This is a genomic window from Neoroseomonas alkaliterrae (genome assembly GCF_014199195.1).
Lineage (GTDB): Bacteria > Pseudomonadota > Alphaproteobacteria > Acetobacterales > Acetobacteraceae > Neoroseomonas > Neoroseomonas alkaliterrae.
In genome coordinates, this window is the sequence record NZ_JACIJE010000008.1 from 83,865 (window position 1) to 100,865 (window position 17,001).

The 17,001-nt window shown below is 74.3% G+C and carries 15 protein-coding genes and 1 tRNA gene; 5 read left to right on the plus strand and 11 right to left on the minus strand.

Annotation, left to right across the window (positions count from 1 at the left end):
• Window positions 1-19 precede the first annotated feature (19 nt).
• The gene (locus tag FHS88_RS14340; protein WP_184485930.1) at window positions 20-1,096 is read right to left on the minus strand and encodes an NAD(P)-dependent alcohol dehydrogenase; all 1,077 of its coding nucleotides are present in this window, start codon (window positions 1,094-1,096) and stop codon (window positions 20-22) included.
• A 114-nt stretch (window positions 1,097-1,210) separates the two neighbouring features.
• Window positions 1,211-1,360: a hypothetical protein gene (locus FHS88_RS14345; protein WP_184485933.1), complete on the minus strand. Its 150-nt coding sequence runs from the start codon at window positions 1,358-1,360 to the stop codon at window positions 1,211-1,213.
• A gap of 54 nt (window positions 1,361-1,414) precedes the next feature.
• Between FHS88_RS14345 and aroB the strand changes: the two genes are divergently transcribed.
• Together aroB and FHS88_RS14355 are read left to right on the plus strand one after the other, a co-directional pair.
• A complete protein-coding gene (gene aroB / locus FHS88_RS14350) occupies window positions 1,415-3,121 on the plus strand; it encodes a 3-dehydroquinate synthase (RefSeq protein WP_338146578.1) in 1,707 nt (568 codons plus the stop codon).
• A gap of 103 nt (window positions 3,122-3,224) precedes the next feature.
• Window positions 3,225-3,791, plus strand: a complete 567-nt coding sequence (locus tag FHS88_RS14355; RefSeq protein ID WP_184485936.1) for a DUF2889 domain-containing protein — start codon at window positions 3,225-3,227, stop codon at window positions 3,789-3,791.
• A 225-nt stretch (window positions 3,792-4,016) separates the two neighbouring features.
• On the opposite strand, the gene FHS88_RS14360 is transcribed toward FHS88_RS14355, so the two are convergent.
• From FHS88_RS14360 to FHS88_RS14375, 4 genes are all read right to left on the minus strand, one after another.
• Complete coding sequence (locus FHS88_RS14360; protein WP_184485939.1) at window positions 4,017-4,991, minus strand: hypothetical protein; 975 nt, start codon at window positions 4,989-4,991, stop codon at window positions 4,017-4,019.
• Between the two features lie 244 nt (window positions 4,992-5,235).
• A complete protein-coding gene (locus FHS88_RS14365) occupies window positions 5,236-5,979 on the minus strand; it encodes a YbaY family lipoprotein (RefSeq protein WP_184485942.1) in 744 nt (247 codons plus the stop codon).
• A gap of 221 nt (window positions 5,980-6,200) precedes the next feature.
• A complete protein-coding gene (locus tag FHS88_RS14370; protein ID WP_184485945.1) occupies window positions 6,201-6,896 on the minus strand; it encodes a J domain-containing protein in 696 nt (231 codons plus the stop codon).
• Window positions 6,893-7,603, minus strand: a complete 711-nt coding sequence (locus tag FHS88_RS14375) for a vWA domain-containing protein (protein ID WP_184485948.1) — start codon at window positions 7,601-7,603, stop codon at window positions 6,893-6,895. Before FHS88_RS14375 ends, FHS88_RS14370 begins: the two co-directional genes overlap by 4 nt.
• A gap of 149 nt (window positions 7,604-7,752) precedes the next feature.
• On the opposite strand from FHS88_RS14375, the gene FHS88_RS14380 reads away from it, so the two are divergent.
• A complete protein-coding gene (locus FHS88_RS14380) occupies window positions 7,753-9,267 on the plus strand; it encodes a hypothetical protein (RefSeq protein ID WP_184485951.1) in 1,515 nt (504 codons plus the stop codon).
• Window positions 9,268-9,365: 98 nt separating this feature from the next.
• Here FHS88_RS14380 and FHS88_RS14385 read toward each other — a convergent pair whose 3' ends face one another.
• From FHS88_RS14385 to FHS88_RS14395, 3 genes are all read right to left on the minus strand, one after another.
• A complete protein-coding gene (locus FHS88_RS14385) occupies window positions 9,366-11,639 on the minus strand; it encodes an NADP-dependent malic enzyme (protein WP_184485954.1) in 2,274 nt (757 codons plus the stop codon).
• A 70-nt stretch (window positions 11,640-11,709) separates the two neighbouring features.
• Window positions 11,710-12,324: a hypothetical protein gene (locus tag FHS88_RS14390; RefSeq protein ID WP_184485957.1), complete on the minus strand. Its 615-nt coding sequence runs from the start codon at window positions 12,322-12,324 to the stop codon at window positions 11,710-11,712.
• 17 nt (window positions 12,325-12,341) lie between these two features.
• Window positions 12,342-12,427 (minus strand) — tRNA-Leu (locus FHS88_RS14395).
• Between the two features lie 30 nt (window positions 12,428-12,457).
• On the opposite strand from FHS88_RS14395, the gene lipB reads away from it, so the two are divergent.
• Window positions 12,458-13,120: a lipoyl(octanoyl) transferase LipB gene (gene lipB / locus FHS88_RS14400; protein WP_184485959.1), complete on the plus strand. Its 663-nt coding sequence runs from the start codon at window positions 12,458-12,460 to the stop codon at window positions 13,118-13,120.
• Between the two features lie 92 nt (window positions 13,121-13,212).
• On the plus strand, window positions 13,213-14,205 hold the full coding sequence (locus FHS88_RS14405) for a TAXI family TRAP transporter solute-binding subunit (RefSeq protein ID WP_184485962.1): 993 nt from the start codon (window positions 13,213-13,215) through the stop codon (window positions 14,203-14,205).
• Window positions 14,206-14,279: 74 nt separating this feature from the next.
• Here the strand turns inward: FHS88_RS14405 and FHS88_RS14410 are convergent, their stop codons facing one another.
• Both FHS88_RS14410 and FHS88_RS14415 read right to left on the minus strand, forming a co-directional pair.
• Window positions 14,280-15,284, minus strand: a complete 1,005-nt coding sequence (locus tag FHS88_RS14410; RefSeq protein WP_184485965.1) for a Bug family tripartite tricarboxylate transporter substrate binding protein — start codon at window positions 15,282-15,284, stop codon at window positions 14,280-14,282.
• A 270-nt stretch (window positions 15,285-15,554) separates the two neighbouring features.
• Complete coding sequence (locus FHS88_RS14415) at window positions 15,555-16,952, minus strand: DEAD/DEAH box helicase (protein ID WP_184485969.1); 1,398 nt, start codon at window positions 16,950-16,952, stop codon at window positions 15,555-15,557.
• Between the last annotated feature and the right edge of the window lie 49 nt (window positions 16,953-17,001).

Genomic DNA, 17,001 nt, shown 5'->3' on the forward strand with positions numbered 1-17,001 from the left:
ACGGCCTCCGGGAAGCGGCTCAGGGGGTCAGCGCGACCTTCATCACGCCGTCGCGCTGGTGGCTGAAGAGGTCGTAGGCCTCCTCGATCCGGTCGAGCGTGAAGCGGTGCGTGACCATCGCCCGCAGGTCCACCCGGCCGGAGGAGATCACCTCCATCAGCCGGCGCATCCGCTCCTTCCCGCCGGGACAAAGCGTGGTGACGATCCTGTGGTCCCCGAGGCCGGCGGCGAAGGCGTCGTAGGGGATCTTGAGGTCGGTGGAATAGACGCCGAGGGAGGAGAGCGTCCCGCCCGGGCGCAGCACGCGCAGACAGGCCTCGAAGGTCGCCTGCAGGCCGAGCGCCTCGATCGAGACATCGCAGCCGCGCCCGTCGGTGATCCGCATGATCTCCTCGACCGGGTTCGCCTTGCTGAAGTCCACGACATGCGTCGCACCCAGCTTCCGGGCGATGGCGAGGCGCTCCGGCACGCGGTCCACCGCGATGATGGTGGTCGCGCCCATCAGCCTCGCGCCGGCGGTGGCGCAGAGGCCGATCGGCCCCTGGGCGAAGACCGCGACGGTGTCGCCGATCTTCACCTCCCCGCTCTCCGCCCCCGAGAAGCCGGTGGACATGATGTCGGGGCACATCAGCACCTGTTCGTCGGTCAGGTGGTCGGGCACCGGGGCGAGGTTCGCCATGGCGTCGGGCACCAGCACGTATTCCGCCTGGCAGCCGTCTATGGTGTTGCCGAAGCGCCAGCCGCCCATCGGCCGCCAGCCGTGCTTCGTGCCGGCGCCATCCTGGCTGCACTTGCCGCAGAGGCATGCATTGGACCAGCCCGAGGGGGTGATGGCGCCCGCGATGGCCCGCTGGCCTTCCCGGTAGCCCTTCACGCCCGAGCCCAGGCGCTCGATCACGCCGACCGGCTCATGGCCGATGGTCAGCCCCTTCTCGACCGGATACTCGCCCTTGAGGATATGGACATCGGTGCCGCAGATGGTGGTCGTGGTGATGCGCAGCAGCGCGTCATTGGGCCCGACCTCGGGCACCTTCTTCTCGCGCAGTTCGATCTTTCCCGGCTCGACGAATACCGCCGCCTTCATGGTGCGTGCCATGGCGATCTCCCGTTGTTCCTGGCGCGCGGGAGGGTAGCGGAAGGCGGCGGGGATTCCTTGCGCCGGCGCAAGGCAGGGATGACGAAAACCTGCGCGGCCGCCCGCGCGCCGGGCTCAGCGGCTCGACTGGAAGCGCTCGTTGGGCAGCATCCGCTCGACGGGCTGCGGCGGCACCGCCGGCGGGAAGGCGCCGAGCGCGAGCAGCCCCACGGCGAGCGCGCCGAGGACGAGGAGCAGGATCGTCGCGAACGGCCTGCGGGACATCGCCTGTGGTTCGCTCCCTCGCGGATACCTCGATGTGTGCTAGCCTCCGCCCCCGTGTCACGCAACTCCGCCAGCGATCTTTCCGCCACCGAGGAACTGAGCCCGAGCCCGCCCGAAGCCGCCGCCCCGCCGCGCGCGCGGGCGCTGGTGCTCGTCGGCATGCCTGGGGCGGGCAAGACGGCGATCGGCCGGCGGCTGGCCGCCCGGCTCGGCCTGCCCTTCCGCGACGCCGACGCCGAGATCGAGGCGGCCGCCGGCATGCCCATCACCGAGATCTTCGCCCGCTACGGGGAGCCGCATTTCCGCGACGGCGAGCGGCGCGTGATCACCCGCCTGCTGGCCGGCCCGCCGCTCGTGCTCGCCACCGGCGGCGGCGCCTTCGCCGATGCCGCGACGCGCGCGGCGATCAAGGCCTCGGGCGCGACGACGCTGTGGCTGCGCTGCGACCTGCCCACCCTGCTGCGCCGCGTGGCGGGGCGCGAGCACCGCCCGATGTTCCTCAACGCCGATCCCGCCGAGGTGCTCCAGCGCCTGATGGCGGCGCGCCATCCCTTCTATGCCGAGGCCGATGTGACCGTGACCTGCTCCGACGAAAGCCTCGAGACCACGACGCGCCGCGTGCAGGAGGCGCTGGAGGGCGCGGTGCCGCCGCGCCGCCTCGCCGTGGGTCTCGGGGAGAGGGGCTACGAGGTGGTGGTCGGCCCGGGGCTGCTCGCCCGCGCGGGGGGGCTGATCGCCCCGGTGCTGCCGGCCCGGCGGGTGGTGGTGGTCAGCGACGCGGCGGTGGCGCCGCTGCACCTGCCCGCGCTGCGCGAGGGCCTCGCCGCGGCGGAGGTGAAGGTGCTGGCCGAGATCGCGGTCCCGCCCGGGGAGGCATCGAAGGATTTCGCCCGCCTGCAGGATGTGCTCGAGGCCATGCTCGCTGCGGGCCTCGACCGGCGGACGGCGGTGGTGGCGCTCGGCGGCGGCGTGGTGGGGGACCTCGCGGGCTTCGCCGCGGCGGTGGCGATGCGCGGCGTGCCCTTCGTGCAGGTGCCGACGACGCTGCTCGCGCAGGTGGATTCCTCGGTGGGCGGCAAGACCGGGGTGAACCTGCGCGCGGGAAAGAACCTTGCCGGCGCCTTCCACCAGCCGCGCATCGTGCTGGCCGATACCGACACGCTCGCGACGCTGCCGCCGCGCGAGTTGCGCGCGGGCTATGCCGAGGTCGCCAAGCACGGGCTGCTGCAGGGGCCGCTGTGGGACTGGTGCGAGCGCCATGGCGCGGAGGTCATCGCCGGCGATGCCGCCGCGCTGACCCATGCCGTCCTTGAATCCTGCCGGCTGAAGGGCGCGATCGTCGCGGCGGACGAGCGCGAGGAGAGCGCCGAGGGCGGCCGCGCGCTGCTCAATCTCGGCCACACCTTCGGCCATGCGATCGAGGCCGAGGCCGGCTTCGACGGCTCGGTGCTGCATGGGGAGGCGGTGGCGGTCGGGCTCGGGCTCGCCGCCGCGCTGTCCGCCCGGCTCGGCCATTGCAGCCAGGAATGGCCCTCGCGCGTGATCGCGCATCTGGCCGCCTGCGGCCTGCCGGCGCGGCTTGCCGACCTGCCCCGGCGCTTCGCGCTGGAGGGGCTGATGGGGCGCATGGCCAAGGACAAGAAGAACCGCGACGGGGCGATGCGCTTCGTGCTGATGCGCGCCCCGGGGGACTGCTTCACCAGCAGCGAGGTGCCGCCCGAGGCGGTGGCGGCGCTGCTGCGCGACGAGGGCGCGGCCTGACAGGCGGCGGCCGCCCGCGCCCGTCGCGGGGGAGCGACGGCCCCCCTCTTTCGGCCCCGCTCCGCGCTTCCTATGCTGCGCCGCGTCACGCCGGAACCCCGCCATGCCGCTTTCCGCCCCAGCCGACCGCGAGCCGATGCATCGTCGCCAGATCGACATGCAGGGCTATCGCCGCGCCGACGGGCTGTTCGACATCGAGGGCCATCTCCTCGACACCAAGGCCTACGGCTTCGAGAACGAGGAGAAGGGCTGGCTCGCCCCCGGCACGCCGCTGCACGGCATGTGGATCCGCCTGACGATCGACGACGACCTCGTGATCCGGGCCTGCGAGGCGGCCTCGGACCACACGCCCTATGCGGTCTGCCCGCAGGCGGCGGGGAATTTCGCGCGGCTCGCGGGCTTGAGGATCGGGCCGGGCTTCAACCGGGCGGTGCAGGAGCGGGTGGGCGGCGTGCTCGGCTGCACGCATCTGCGCGAGATGCTCGCCCAGATGGCCACCGTCGCCTACCAGACGCTCTATCCGGTCAGGCGGGCGAAGGAACTGGAACGGGAGAAGCAGACCGGCGTGCGGGAGAAGCCGCGCATCATCGGCACCTGCCTCGCCTATGATCCGGCGAGCCCGGTGGTGAAGATGCGCTGGCCCTGGCTCAGGCAGGAAGCGGCGGAGTAGCCGCGCGCCCCTCGGGCGGGCGAGGCTTGCGGGCGCGCGCGGAACCCGGCGCGGAAGTCCGGCGGGCAAGGGGTGATCCCTGGTCCGCCTGGCCGCATGACAGCGCGCGAAGCGACTGACCGTTCGCCGGCTGGCGTGGCGCGCGGGGTTGCTGGGGGGGCGGCCGCGCGCGGAATCGAGGCCCGATGCCCTGCGCGCAGAGGTCGATCCGTTGTCCGCCGGGCCTCAGCCCGCCTTGCGCGCGAGGCTCGCGTGCCAGCGGATCAGCCGCAGGCGCCCCTCCGCCAGCAGCCGCAGCCGCAGCAGCCAGGCCTCGGCCTCCGCGACCAGGGCGGCGGCCTCGGCGGTGGCCGGGCGCCCACCCTCCGCCCGCAGGGCGTCGAGCACGGCCGCCCAGCCCTGCAGCACCGCCTGACGGTGGCGCGGCGCGGCATCCTCCACCACGTTCACGACGAAGCCCGCGGCGGCGAGCGCCTCCTCCACCGCCGCCTCGGCCGGCGGGCCGGCCCGGCCCTCGGCGGCGAGCCAGCGCCCCGCCGCCCCCGGGAGCCCGTCATCCCGCGCCACGAGGTCGAGCAGGACCAGCTCGCCGCCCTGCCGCAGCGCCGCCGCGGCCGCGCCCAGCAGCGCGGAGGGGCAGCCGCCGGCGCGGAAGGGCTCGAGCAGCATCGCATGGTGGTGGTAGCCGGGCCGGAAGCCGGGGGCGCCGGCCTCGAAGGCCGCGGCGGAGACGCGTCTGGCCGCGCCGCGGGTCTCTGGCGAGGCGGGCGGCGGCAGCAGGTCATGGGCCGAGACGAAGCAGCCGCGCGCGCCGGCCACCACCTCGCCCGCCATCCGCGCGCCGAGGCCGGCCAGCAGCAGCGTATGCGCGGGCGTCAGAGGCAGCAGCGTCGCGAGGCGGATCACCTCCGCGGTGCCGCCGGGCAGCGCCAGCCCCTTGCCCCAGAGCCGGTCGGCCCAGGCGCGGCGCAGCGCCGCGATGTCGGCCCGCGGCGGCGCCCCCGTCGGCCGCAGCCCGGCGGGCGGTGCCCCGGCCTGCAGCGGGGGCGCGGCGGCCGGGGTGGCGCGCGGGGGCTGCCGGGCGCGGCCGAGCAGCCTCGCGCCGGAGGTCAGCGCGCGCCGAAGGAGGCCCCGCGGCGGGTCGTCGGTGTCCCAGGCGCGGGCCTCGGCCACCGGGCGGGATGGCGAGGGAGGCGTCATGGCCCGAGTCAGCCGCGGCGGGGTGAAGGAAGTCTTGCCCGGCGGATGGTGGCGGGCGAACGGTTTGGCGATTCGCCCGCCCGTGTCGCTGGCGAAGCGCCCGGGCGCGACACCGCGAGCCAAACGCGGCGGGCCAGGAATTGTCTGCGCGCCATCAGGCCGGCAACGGCGCGATGCGGGTTGCCAGGATCGGCTTGCGCCAATGCCGCAACGGCCCGCGCCTCGCCCCGTCGCCCCGCCCGGTTCAGCCCGCGCGGGTCAGGCGCAGCAGGCTCGCGCCCGCGGCGTCTGTCAGGTGCAGCACCGTCCCCTCCATGCGCCAGCCGCGCACGGCCTCCAGCGCCTCGTGGAAGCGGCGTTCCTGGTCCATCGCGGCCGGGGCGCAGGCCATCTGCGTGCTCGCCATGCGGCCGAAGCGCAGGGCGGCGCCGTCGAGTTCGTAGCCGCCGGTGAAGCGGTTGCATCCGCCGCTGCCGAAGGCGCGCCCCTCGGCCGAGAAGGTGATCTCGGTGCGCAGGCGGTCCACGACGCCGCGCCCGGCGATGTCCTCCACGATCCAGGCGGAGCCGACGAGCCCCGCCGGCGCCTCGGCGCGGATGCGGACCAGCGGGACCTCGACCGCACTGCCCGCGCCCTGGGTCAGGGCGGGCACGATCTGCGCGTTGCGCCACACAGGCCGGCCATCCACCAGCAGGCGGGCCTCGACGGCGATGCGCGCCTGGGGCCGGATGCGGGCCGGGTCGTAGGGCAGGCTGAAGGGGATGGGGACCTGGCCCTGCACCTCGATGCGCGCCTCGGCGATCCGCTCGGCCGGCGAATCGGCGCGCGAGATGTCGAGCAGCGCCACCTCGAGCACGCTGCCGGGCGGCAGGGCGATGCGCTCGCGATAGGCGGCCATGCCGGTGACGGTGTGGGGCTGGGCCGAGGCGCCGCGCGCGGCCGCGGCGGCGGCCAGCACGGCCAGAAGGGGGCGGCGGGAGGTTCTCATGGGGCCATCCTGGCGCGGCAAAGGGGCGGGGCTGTGGCGGGAAGGCTGCCGCATCCGGGCGCGGCATGCACGCGGCGGAAGCACCGCATGCACCAGGGGCATCCGCGGCGCGCCTGCCCGCTGCCCGGCGGACACCGCGTCAACCCTTGGTCGCAAGCATCAGGCCATGGTCGCGCGCGATGCCGGGCCGGCGAAGGCGCGAACCCTTCGCCCGCCCCGCATCAGGCGCCGAGCAGCAGGTCCCGCGCCGCATTGAGCCGCGCCGCGAGCCAGGCGCTGCCGCCGCGGTCGGGATGCGCGCTGCGCATCAGGCGGCGATGGGCGGCGCGGATCTCCTCCGCCGAGGCGCCCTCCGCGAGCCCGAGCAGCGCCAGCGCCTCGGCCCGCGTCAGCGGCGCATCGCCCGAGGGCGCGGAGGGCGCGGCTTCCCGCCAGTCCGGATGGCTGCGGTCGAGCCAGGCATCGAGCAGCGGCACGCTCTCGGGGTCGTCGCGCAGGGCCTCGTCGCGCAGGGCGATGAGGTCCGTCAGCGCAAGGTCGGCGAGGTCCGCCCCGGCGAAGCGGCCCGCGAGCACGCGCCCGGTCATGCGGCCGCTGTCATGGTGCAGCACCATCTCGAGCATGGTGGTCGCGATCCGGCTTTCCTGGCCCGGGCTGGCCTGCCCCCCGCGCGCGAAGGTCCGCGCCGCGCGCCAGGACCGCCACGCCTGCAGGATCAGCGGGGCGAAGAAGGCGAGGGACCAGATCGCCTGCAGCCCGCGCCCGCTGATCAGCAGCGCCGCGAGCATCACGAGGCCGAGCCCGCCGGCCATCCAGGCCAGCGCCTTCTTCACCGTCGCGACCGAGGCATTGGCGAAGCCGCGCGCGAGCAGCAGCAGCGCGAGCAGCGTGACCGCCCCGAGGCCGACCCAGGTCATCGCGACCGCCCAGGCGCGGGGAGCTGGCCCGCGATCCGCGCCGCGACCGGCCCCGGCAGGGCGCCGAGCGCGCCGCGCCCGCCCGCGGCATAGACCGCGACGGCGCGCAGCAGCTCCTTCAGCGTGTCGGCGGCCGCCGAATCGAAGGGCGCATAGGCGCCGCCCGAGACCTTGGCGATCTGCCGGAAGGCGTTGCCGGCGACCGGGTTGCCGCCCTCGTGGAAGCAGAAGACCGGGGTGCCGAAGAGGCCGAGCTCGCCCGCGGCGTGGCAGAGCGCGTCCACATCCTCCTCCACCGCGTCGCCGACCAGCACCATGGCGCCGACCTTGTCCCGCCGCGTCTCGGCCAGGGCATGGCGCAGGGCGCGCAGGATCTGCGTCTGCCCGCCGAGGCAGGCGACGCCGGACATGCGCCGGGCGAGTTCGGCGCCGTCGGTCAGGAAGGGGGTGGCGGCGAACTCCATGAAGCCGCGCCAGTAGCACAGCGAGACAGCGAGGCCGCCGAGATCCCGCGTGGCGAGGAACATCTCGCCCGTCAGCGCGCAGGCGCGGTCCCAGGACGGCTGGCGCGAGGCGGTCGCATCCACCGCGAAGATCAGCCGCCCGGGCTTGCCGCGCGCCGGGCGCAGCGCAGGCGTGCGCGCCAGCTTCTCGAGGAAGGCGGCGACATCCTGGGCCGGGCCGCGGGGGGCGGGCGGGCGGGTCATGGGGCGAAGGTCCGTCTCATGCGCAGCCCCTCATGTGAAATGCATCACCCTGCGCGCCAAGGCCTTTCGGCCGATGCTGGCACGATCCGCCCCGGCGGGCTTTACTGCGGAGCAGGAACAGGAGGCCAGGGATGCAGGGATCAGCAAGGATGGGAGTTCGCGCGGCTGCGCTCGCGACGGTGGCCGGGATCGCGCTGGCCGGGCCGGCCATGGCGCAGAAGCCGCCGGCCGGTGCGGCCCCGCAACAGGCGCTGCCCACCGCCAAGCCGCCGCCCCTGGGCGCGCCGATGCAGGCGCAGCCCGCGCCTGCCCGGCCGCCGGTGGCGCAGACGCCGCCCGCCCAGCCGCCGATGATCCAGCCCATCCCGCGCCCCGCGCCCGGCGCCCAGGCGACGGCGCCCGCCCGCGGCGACGAGCCCGCGGTGGTGGCGCGGCTGCGCGGGCTGCTCGGGCCCGGCGCGCAGATCCACTGGGCCGCCGTTGATGCGCTCGATGCCACGGGCGAGAGCGCGCGCCTGCGCGGCGTCATGATGCTGCGCGACGGCAAGCGCGCGCAGGCCGAGGAGGTGCTGATCACCGGCCTGCGCGAGGATGGCGTGACCGAGGCCGTGATCCGCGGCTTCACGACCGAAGATGGCGGGATGCGGGTGCGGATCGCCACCCTGCGCCTCGCCGGGCTGACGGTGCCGCGCAACCCCGGCGGCGGGCCGCCGCAGCCCGACCAGGTGCGCCTCGACCAGTTGCGGGTCGAGGGGGTTGAGGTGACGGGCGACAACTCCGTGCGCCTGGGGGTCTTCTCGGTCGAGAACTGGATCGCCGGCCAGCCGGCGCGGGTGAACCTCGAAGGGCTCGAGATCGGCGGCCTCGATGCCGGCTTCCTGGACACCATGCGGATCGCCCGCTTCGCGATGACCGGGGTGGATTTCGGCACCACCATCGCCGCCATCATGGCGCAGCGGACGCCGCCCTCGCTGGTCGGCCGGTCCTCGGTCGAGCTCGACGGCCTCGTCTTCACCGGCGGCGGGCGGCCGGTGGGCGGGATGCAGGAGCTGCGCGCCGCGGCCGACATCACCCGCACGGACGGCTCGGGCACCGGCACGCTCGCCATGCGTGGCATCCGCGTCGAGCCGATCCCGATGGTCGGCGAATGGCTGACGCGCTTCGGCTACCAGGCGGTGGACGCCGACATCACCGGCGAATCCACCTACGACGCCGCCTCCGGCCGGCTCGAGATCCGCGACCTCACCATCGCGGGGCGCGAGGTGGGCTCGCTCTCCTTCGCGCTGAACATGGACGGCATGACGACGGAGCGGCTGGAGGCCAATGACTTCTCGCAGATGCGGCTCATCTCCCTCGGCCTGCGCTACGCCGATGCCTCGCTGTTCCGCCGCTTCGTCGCCATGCAGGCGCGCGAGGCCCGCACCTCGGAGGCGGAGCTGCGCGAGCAGTTCGCGCAGATGGTCGGCGCGGCGCTGAACGAGCCCGGCGCCGCCGCGCTCGACCCGATCCGCAACGCCGTGCAGTCCTTCATCCGCGGCCAGGCGCAGACGGTCGAGATCCGGCTGAACCCGCCGCAGCCCCTGGGCATGGAACAGATCCAGGGCGCGCCGCCCTCGCCCGCCGAAGCGCAGCGGATGCTCGGGATCACCGCGACGGCGCGGTGATCCCCGGGGCGCCGTCCGCATCGTGCTGACGGCCTTCCGCCTCATCCCGCGCCGCCGGCACGGTCGGCGCGGGCTGATCCCGCCGCGGGGCCGCCTGCCTATCCGGCGGCATTGGCCTGCGCCACCGCGAGCGCGGTGACGTTGAGGATGCCGCGCGCCGTCACCGACGGCACCAGCACGTGGATCGGCTTGTTCATCCCGAGCAGCAGGGGGCCGAGCTGCAGCCCGTCGGTCGCGGCCTTGGCCAGGTTGAAGGCGATGTTCGCGGCGTCGATCCCGGGCATCACCAAGAGGTTCGCCGCGCCCTCGAGCCGGCTGTCCGGCACCGCGCGGTTGCGGATCGCGGGGATCAGCGCGGCGTCGGCGTGCATCTCGCCATCCACCTCCAGCGCGGGATCGGCGCGGCGGATCAGGCCGAGCGCCTGGCGCATGCGCCGCGCCGAGGGCGCGTGGCTCGCCCCGAAGGAGGAATGGGAGAGCAGTGCGACCTTGGGCGTGATGCCGAAGGCGCGCACCTGCTCGGCGGCGAGCAGCGTCATCTCCGCGATCTGCTCGGCCGTGGGCTCGACGCAGAGATGCGTGTCCACCACGAAGAGATGCTCGCCGCCGCGCGTCACCACGCCGGAGAGCGCATAGACGCGGCCCACATCCTCGCGCTTGCCGATGATGTCGAGGACATGCCGCCACTGGCCCATCCAGTCCCCGAGCCCGCCGCAGATCGCCGCATCCGCGTGCCCGCCCTCGAGCAGAAGGGAGGCGGCGACGGCCGGGCGCGTGGCGACGCGCTTGGCCGCCGCATCGGGCGGCGTGCCGCGGCGGCCGACCTTGATGCGGTAGAGATCGGTCAGCGGCCCGAACACCTCGGCATCCGCCGCGGGGTCGAGGATGCGCACGCTCTCGCCCAGCGCCATGCGCAGGCCGAGCGCCTTCGCCTTCTCCTCGATGACGGCGCGGCGGCCGACCAGGATCGGCTCGGCGATGCCCTCGTCCACCACCGACTGCACGGCGCGCAGCGTGCGCTCGTCCTCGCCCTCGGCATAGGCGACGCGGCGGGGGCGCTTGCGCGCGGCCTCGAAGACCGGGCGCATGAGGTTGCCCGAGCGGAAGACGTTGCGCTCGAGGTCGCGGCGATAGGCCGCGAAATCCGCGATCGGGCGCGTCGCGACGCCGGATTCCATCGCCGCGCGCGCCACCGCCGGCGCGATCTCGAGGATCAGGCGCGGGTCGAAGGGCTTGGGGATGATGTAGTCGGGCCCGAAGACCGGCGCCGCGCCGCCATAGGCGGCGGCGACCACCTCCGAGGCCTCGACGCGCGCCAGCGCGGCGATGGCGTCGGCGGCGGCGATCTTCATCTCCTCGTTGATGGTGGTCGCGCCGCAATCGAGCGCGCCGCGGAAGATGAAGGGGAAGCAGAGGACATTGTTGACCTGGTTCGGGTAGTCCGTCCGGCCCGTCGCCACGATCGCGTCCGGCCGCGCGGCGCGCACCGCTTCCGGCAGGATCTCGGGCTCGGGGTTGGCGAGCGCGAGCACCAGCGGCTTCGGCGCGAGGTGCTTCAGCCATTCCGGCTTGAGCACGCGCGGCGCCGAGAGGCCGAGGAAGACATCCGCGCCGGGCAGCACCTCCTCGAGCGTGCGGGCCTCGGTCTCGCGCGCGTAGCGCGCCTTGTAGGGGTCGAGGTCGGTGCGCCCGGCATGGACCACGCCGCCGATGTCGCAGACCGTCACGTTCTCGCGCCGCAGCCCCATGGAGACGAGCAGGTCGAGACAGGCGAGCGCCGCCGCCCCGCCGCCGGTGTTGACGAGCTTCACCTCATCGAGCCGCTTGCCCTGCAGCAGCAGCCCGTTGCGCACCGCGGCGGCGACGATGATGGCGGTGCCGTGCTGGTCGTCGTGGAAGACCGGGATTTTCATCCGCTCGCGCAGGGTGCGCTCGATGACGAAGCACTCCGGCGCCTTGATGTCCTCGAGGTTGATGGCGCCGAAGGAGGGTTCGAGCGCGGCCACCACCTCGATGAACTTCGCCGGGTCGCGTTCCTCGACCTCGATGTCGATGGAATCGATGCCGGCGAACTTCTTGAACAGCACCGCCTTGCCTTCCATCACCGGCTTGGAGGCGAGCGCGCCGATGGCGCCGAGGCCGAGCACGGCGGTGCCGTTGGTGATGACCGCGACCATGTTGCCGCGCGTCGTGTAGTCGTAGGCGCGGGCGGGGTCGGCGGCGATGGCCTCGCAGGCGGCGGCGACGCCGGGGGAATAGGCGAGGCCGAGGTCGCGCTGCGTCGCCATGCGCTTGGTCGGCTCGACCGCGAGTTTTCCCGGGCGCGGGAGGCGGTGATAATCGAGGGCGGCGCGGCGGAAATCTTCGTCCATGGGCCGAGGATGGCGGGCGGGCGGGGGCGAAGCAATGGGGCCGGCATCCGGCGCGGCCGGCCGCCGCGTATCAGGCGCCGAGATCGACGGGGCGGTAGCAGCAGAAATCCTGGTCCGGATCGACGGGCGTGAGCCGCCAACCAAGCGTGCGTGCCCAATAGCGCCGCCGGCCCTTCCGGCGCGCCGCGATGGTGCCATCGGCCGCCACTGAGATCATCTCTCGGGCAGTGACGTGCAGGCGGCGGAACACGCAGTTCTCGCCGAGGAGCAGCGGCGGTTCGCCGTTGCGGGCCTGCAACGCGCGCAGCGCCGGCAAAGGGTCCACGTCCTTGCCGAACAGGCGCAGGCCCGCGACATGCACCTCGGTGGCCTCGCCGGCGACCAGGATGTCCTCGAGCCCGTCCTCGAGGAAGGTGAGGGCGAGGCTGGAGGGGAACGCGATCGTGCGGCGGTAGCGGAGATCGGCCCCGGAGGCGAGGATCTCGGCCACGAGGTCGCGGGCGGCGTCCTCCCCGATCCGCGGCGCCTGCTTCGCGAAGATCTGCTCGGCCGAATCCGGGCTCGACCGGTAGTCCGACTCGACGCCGCCATACTCCGCGGCGTGGCGCAGAGCGGCCTCGGGCGACATCCCGAAGACGAAGGGGCCGAGGCCTTCCAGAGGGCGGATTTCCCAGGCGTCGGTCACAGGACGATCCTGCGCCATGGTGCGGTCGAGAAGAGTCGAACTTCCACGGGGTTTCCCCCACCAGCACCTCAAGCTGGCGCGTCTACCATTCCGCCACGACCGCAAACCCGGTAGAGGGCGCGGCGTATAGCCCATGCACGCGCCGGCAGCAACACACCCCCCCGAATGGATCGTCGCCGAAGGGCGGACCCCCTACGGGCCCGCCCTCGCGGCGATGCAGGCCCACATCGCCGCCATCCGCGAGGGGGCGGCGCGGGAGCGCATCTGGCTCGTGGAGCACGAACCCACCTACACCGCCGGCACCTCGGCCCGGGCCGAGGACCTGCGCGAGGCCCGCTTCCCCGTCTTCGAGGCCGGGCGGGGCGGGCAATGGACCTATCACGGGCCGGGCCAGCGCACCGCCTATGTGATGCTCGACCTCCAGCGCCGCCACGGCAGCGTGCCGCCGCGCGACATCCGGGCCTATGTCCACGGGCTCGAGGAATGGCTGATCCGCGCGCTGGACCGCTTCAATGTGCGGGCCGAGCGGCGGGAGGGGCGGATCGGCCTCTGGGTCGCCAACCGCGCCACCGGCCGGGAGGACAAGATCGCCGCCATCGGCGTGCGGGTGACGCGCTGGGTCACCTGGCACGGCGTGGCGCTGAACGTGGACCCGGACCTCACCCATTTCGGCGGCATCGTGCCCTGCGGCATCAGCGAGCACGGGGTGACGAGCCTGCATGCCTTGGGCATCCCCGCGACGATGGAGGAGGCCGACGCCGCCCTGATGGCCGCCTGGCCCGAGGTGTTCGGCTGACCGCCGGGGTGTCATGCAACCCCTGCGTGTTTGCCTTCCGACGCCGCCTTCGGGCATGTAGCCGCAGGAATCAACGCTGGGAGGATCCCGAAGTGCTCAGAAGGACTGTCATCGCCGGCGCTGCCGCCGGCCTCGCCGTGGCCGGGCTCGGCCGCAAGGCCCTCGCGCAGCCGCGCAACCCGGCCTGGCCGCGCGCGCTCAACATGGGCACCGCCGCGCCGGGCGGGACCTACGCCCTCTATGGCCCGGCCTGGGGCCAGATCGCGCAGGAGGCGACGGGGGTGCAGATCTCCTACCGCGCCACCCAGGGCCCGAACCAGAACATCATCCTGGTCCAGCGGCGCGAGGTCGAGCTCGGCATGGTGACCATGGGCGTCGCCCTGCAGGCCTGGAACGGCGACGGCCAGTGGACCCAGGGCCAGCAGATGCGCGACATCCGCGCCCTGTTCCCGATGTACGACACGCCCTTCCACGGCATCGCGCTGCGCCGGTCGAACATCACCAAGCTCGCGGACCTCAACGGCAAGAACATCGGCCTCGGGCCGCGCGGCGGCACGCCGGGCACCTACTGGCCGCTGATCCTGCAGCGGCTGAACATCCGCCCGGCGAACATCCGCTTCGGCTCGGGCTCGGACATGGCGGGCCAGCTCCAGGACGGGCTGCTCGATGCCTTCCTCTTCGCCTCGGGCGTGCCGGTGCCGGCCTTCTCCGAGATCGAGACGCAGTCCGACGTGAACTTCCTCGACTTCACCGCCGAGGAGATCGCGACCATCACCCGCGCCTTCCCCGAGGTCGCGGCCGGGCAGCTTCCGGCCAGCACCTACCGCAAGGCCGGGCGGCCGCTGAACATTGTCGGCATGTTCAATTTCGCCATCGGCCACCGGACCCTGCCCGAGGATCTCGTCTATGAGATCGTCAAGGCGGTGCTGACGCAGAACGACCGGCTGAAGCAGGCCATCGCGGCGGGGTCGGAGACGCTCGCCGCGAATGCCAACAAGAACACCTTCCTGCCCTACCACCCCGGCGCCGCGCGCTTCATGCGCGAGGCCGGGCAGACCATCCCGGACAACCTCGTGATGGCCTGAGGCCGCGCCGCGGCGCGACGGAACGGGGGCCGGGGCGGGATGCCGCTCCGGCCCTTCGCCGTTCCGGCCCGGCGCTATTCGACGCGGGCGCCGGAGGCGCGGGCCGCCTCGGCCCAGGGCCCTGCGTCGCGGCGGAGCTGCGCGGCGAAGGCCTCGGGGCCGAGCAGCGTGGGCTCGAGGCCCATGGCGCGCAGGCGCTCGCGCGCCTCGGGCGGGTTGACGGCGGCCAGCACGGCATCGGCGAAGCGCCGGATGATGGCCGGGCTCGTGCCGCTGCGCATGACCAGCCCGTTGAAGCCGAGCAGTTCGAGCCCGCCGGGGAAGCCGGCCTCCCGGAAGGTCGGCACGTCGGGCAGGGCGGGGATGCGGACGGGCCCGGTGACGGCGAGCGCCTTCAGGCGGCCGTCGCGGATCTGCGGGATGCTCACCGCCTCGTCGTTGATCGAGAGGAAGGCGTTGCCGGCGATCACGTCCTGCACGGCGGGGGCGGAGCCGCGATACGGCACGTGGGTCATCCGCACATCCGCGGCCTTTTCCAGCATCGCGCCGAAGAGGTGCGAGGCCGAGCCCACGCCGAAGGAGGCGTAGGAGAGTTCCCCCGGCCGCCGCCTTGCCTCCGCGACCAGGTCGGCGACCGAGTTGATGGGCCGGTCGGCGCGCACCGTCAGCACCAGCGCCGCCGTGCCGAGCTGCACCACGGGCGCCATGTCGCGGAAGGTGTCGTAGCCCGGATTGGCGTGGATCACCGGGTTGATCAGCGTGGTCGAGGCATTGACGTAGAGCACGGTGTAGCCGTCCGGCGGCGCCTGCAGCGCGGCCTGGGTGCCGATCATGCCCTGCGCGCCGGCGCGGTTCTCCACGATCATCGGCTGGGGGAGGTGGGCGCGCAGGCGCTCGGCGAGCCAGCGGCCGACGATGTCGGTCTGCCCGCCGGGCGGGTAGGGGGCCATCAGCCGGATCGGGCGCGAGGGCCAGGCCGAGGGCGCCTCGGCCGGCTGGGCGAGGGCCGCGCGCGGCAGCAGGCCGGCGGCGAGCAGGGCGAGAGGCGCGCGGATGCGCGCCGTGCGTGCGTCGGTCATGGGGCCTCCCTTGGACGTGCCCGGCTCCGGCCCGGGCTTGGGCGGGAGGATGGCGCGCCGCGGCCGGCGGGGGAAAGAAGAATGCGCGCCCCGCCGCGTGCGGGCCCCGCGGGGTCGCGTTCCCTGTGATCCCCGGCACGGCGCCGGGCGATGCGGCGGGCCGATCCTTGGTTCAAGGTCGGGCGTTCGCATCCGGCGCCGAAGGCCGGGATCCGGCGGATGCAGGGCGCCCGCGTCCGCCGGTGATGAGGCCGGTTCCCCGGCCTCCGCTCAGCGACCCCGGCGCAGGAAGGCCGGCGCGGGGGTGCCGTCGCGGAAATCCCCCTCGCGCCAGGAGCGGTCGCGGCGCGGCGGCTCGGCGGCGGGGCGGCGGCGCGGCTGGTCGCCGCCGCGGGGCGGCTTCGGCGCCTCGGCCGGGGCGGCGTGGCCGTGCGGGCGGTGCTGCGGCTGCCGGGCCGGCTTGTGCGCGCCGCGCGGCGGCTTGGGCTGGGCGGCGGGGCGCGGCGGGGCAGGGGCGCGGGCCGGCTCGGGGGCCGCGGCGCCGCCGCGCGTCTCGGCCGGAATCTGCTGGCGGATCAGGCGCTCGATGGCACGGAGCTTGTCGCGATCCTCGTGCGAGCAGAGCGCGATCGCCTCGCCCGAGGCGCCGGCGCGCGCGGTGCGGCCGATGCGGTGGACGTAGGTTTCCGGCACCTCCGGCAGGTCGAACTGGATGACGTGCGTGACGCCCTCCACGTCGATGCCGCGCGCGGCGATGTCGGTCGCCACCAGCACCGGGGCGGAGCCGTCGCGGAAGGCGGCGAGCGCCCGCTCGCGCGCGTTCTGCGCCTTGTTGCCGTGGATGGCGTTGGCCGCGATGCCTTCCTGGTCGAGCTGCTTCACGATCCGGTCGGCACCGTGCTTGGTGCGCGAGAAGACCAGGGTGCGCCCGATGCCCTCCATGCGCAGCAGCTCCGCGAGCACCTGGCGCTTGCCGGCGGCGGGCACATGGATGACGCGCTGGGCGACGCGCTCGGCGGTGGTGGCCACCGGCGCGACGGCGACGCGGACCGGGTCGGTCAGCATCTCGGCGGCGAGGCGGTTGATCTCGGCGGGCATGGTGGCGCTGAAGAACAGCGTCTGCCGCTCGGCCGGGATGGCCTTGAGCAGCCGGCGGATGGCCGGCAGGAAGCCCTTGTCGAGCATCTGGTCGGCCTCGTCGAGCACCAGCGTGCCGACCTGGTCGAGCCGGCCGGCGCCCTGGTCGAGCAGGTCCTGCAGGCGGCCCGGCGTCGCGACCAGGATGTCGATGCCGCGCGCGAGCGCGCTGCGCTGCGGGCCGAAGCCGACGCCGCCGAACACCACCGCGGTGCTCAGGCCGAGGTGGCGGCCATAGGCGCGCAGGCTCGCCGCGATCTGGGAGGCGAGTTCGCGCGTCGGGCTCAGCACCAGCACGCGGCAGCTGAAGCGCGGCGGACGGCCCTTCTGCTGGGCGAGGCGGTGCAGGATGGGCAGCGCGAAGGCGGCGGTCTTGCCGGTGCCGGTCTGCGCGATGCCGAGCAGGTCGCGGCCTTCCATCACCGTGGGGATGGACTGCGCCTGGATGGGGGTGGGGATGGAGTAGCCCTCCTCGGCGAGCGCCTGGAGGATGCGGGTGTCGAGGCCGAGGGCCTCGAAAGTCGTGGTCACGATATGTCCTGTCACGCGCGCGCCGGGTCTGTCGCGGCGCGCGTCGCTG

What these genes read in the sequence shown, in the direction of transcription:
- FHS88_RS14355 (WP_184485936.1), top strand. Translation starts at nt 3,225, where the DNA reads ATGCCGCTTTCCGCCCCAGCCGACCGCGAGCCGATGCATCGTCGCCAG.
- FHS88_RS14410 (WP_184485965.1), bottom strand. Translation starts at nt 15,284, where the DNA reads ATGACCGACGCACGCACGGCGCGCATCCGCGCGCCTCTCGCCCTGCTC.
- FHS88_RS14360 (WP_184485939.1), bottom strand. Translation starts at nt 4,991, where the DNA reads ATGACGCCTCCCTCGCCATCCCGCCCGGTGGCCGAGGCCCGCGCCTGG.
- FHS88_RS14365 (WP_184485942.1), bottom strand. Translation starts at nt 5,979, where the DNA reads ATGAGAACCTCCCGCCGCCCCCTTCTGGCCGTGCTGGCCGCCGCCGCG.
- FHS88_RS14375 (WP_184485948.1), bottom strand. Translation starts at nt 7,603, where the DNA reads ATGACCCGCCCGCCCGCCCCCCGCGGCCCGGCCCAGGATGTCGCCGCC.
- FHS88_RS14345 (WP_184485933.1), bottom strand. Translation starts at nt 1,360, where the DNA reads ATGTCCCGCAGGCCGTTCGCGACGATCCTGCTCCTCGTCCTCGGCGCG.
- FHS88_RS14380 (WP_184485951.1), top strand. Translation starts at nt 7,753, where the DNA reads ATGGGAGTTCGCGCGGCTGCGCTCGCGACGGTGGCCGGGATCGCGCTG.
- FHS88_RS14340 (WP_184485930.1), bottom strand. Translation starts at nt 1,096, where the DNA reads ATGGCACGCACCATGAAGGCGGCGGTATTCGTCGAGCCGGGAAAGATC.
- FHS88_RS14370 (WP_184485945.1), bottom strand. Translation starts at nt 6,896, where the DNA reads ATGACCTGGGTCGGCCTCGGGGCGGTCACGCTGCTCGCGCTGCTGCTG.
- lipB (WP_184485959.1), top strand. Translation starts at nt 12,458, where the DNA reads ATGCACGCGCCGGCAGCAACACACCCCCCCGAATGGATCGTCGCCGAA.
- FHS88_RS14385 (WP_184485954.1), bottom strand. Translation starts at nt 11,639, where the DNA reads ATGGACGAAGATTTCCGCCGCGCCGCCCTCGATTATCACCGCCTCCCG.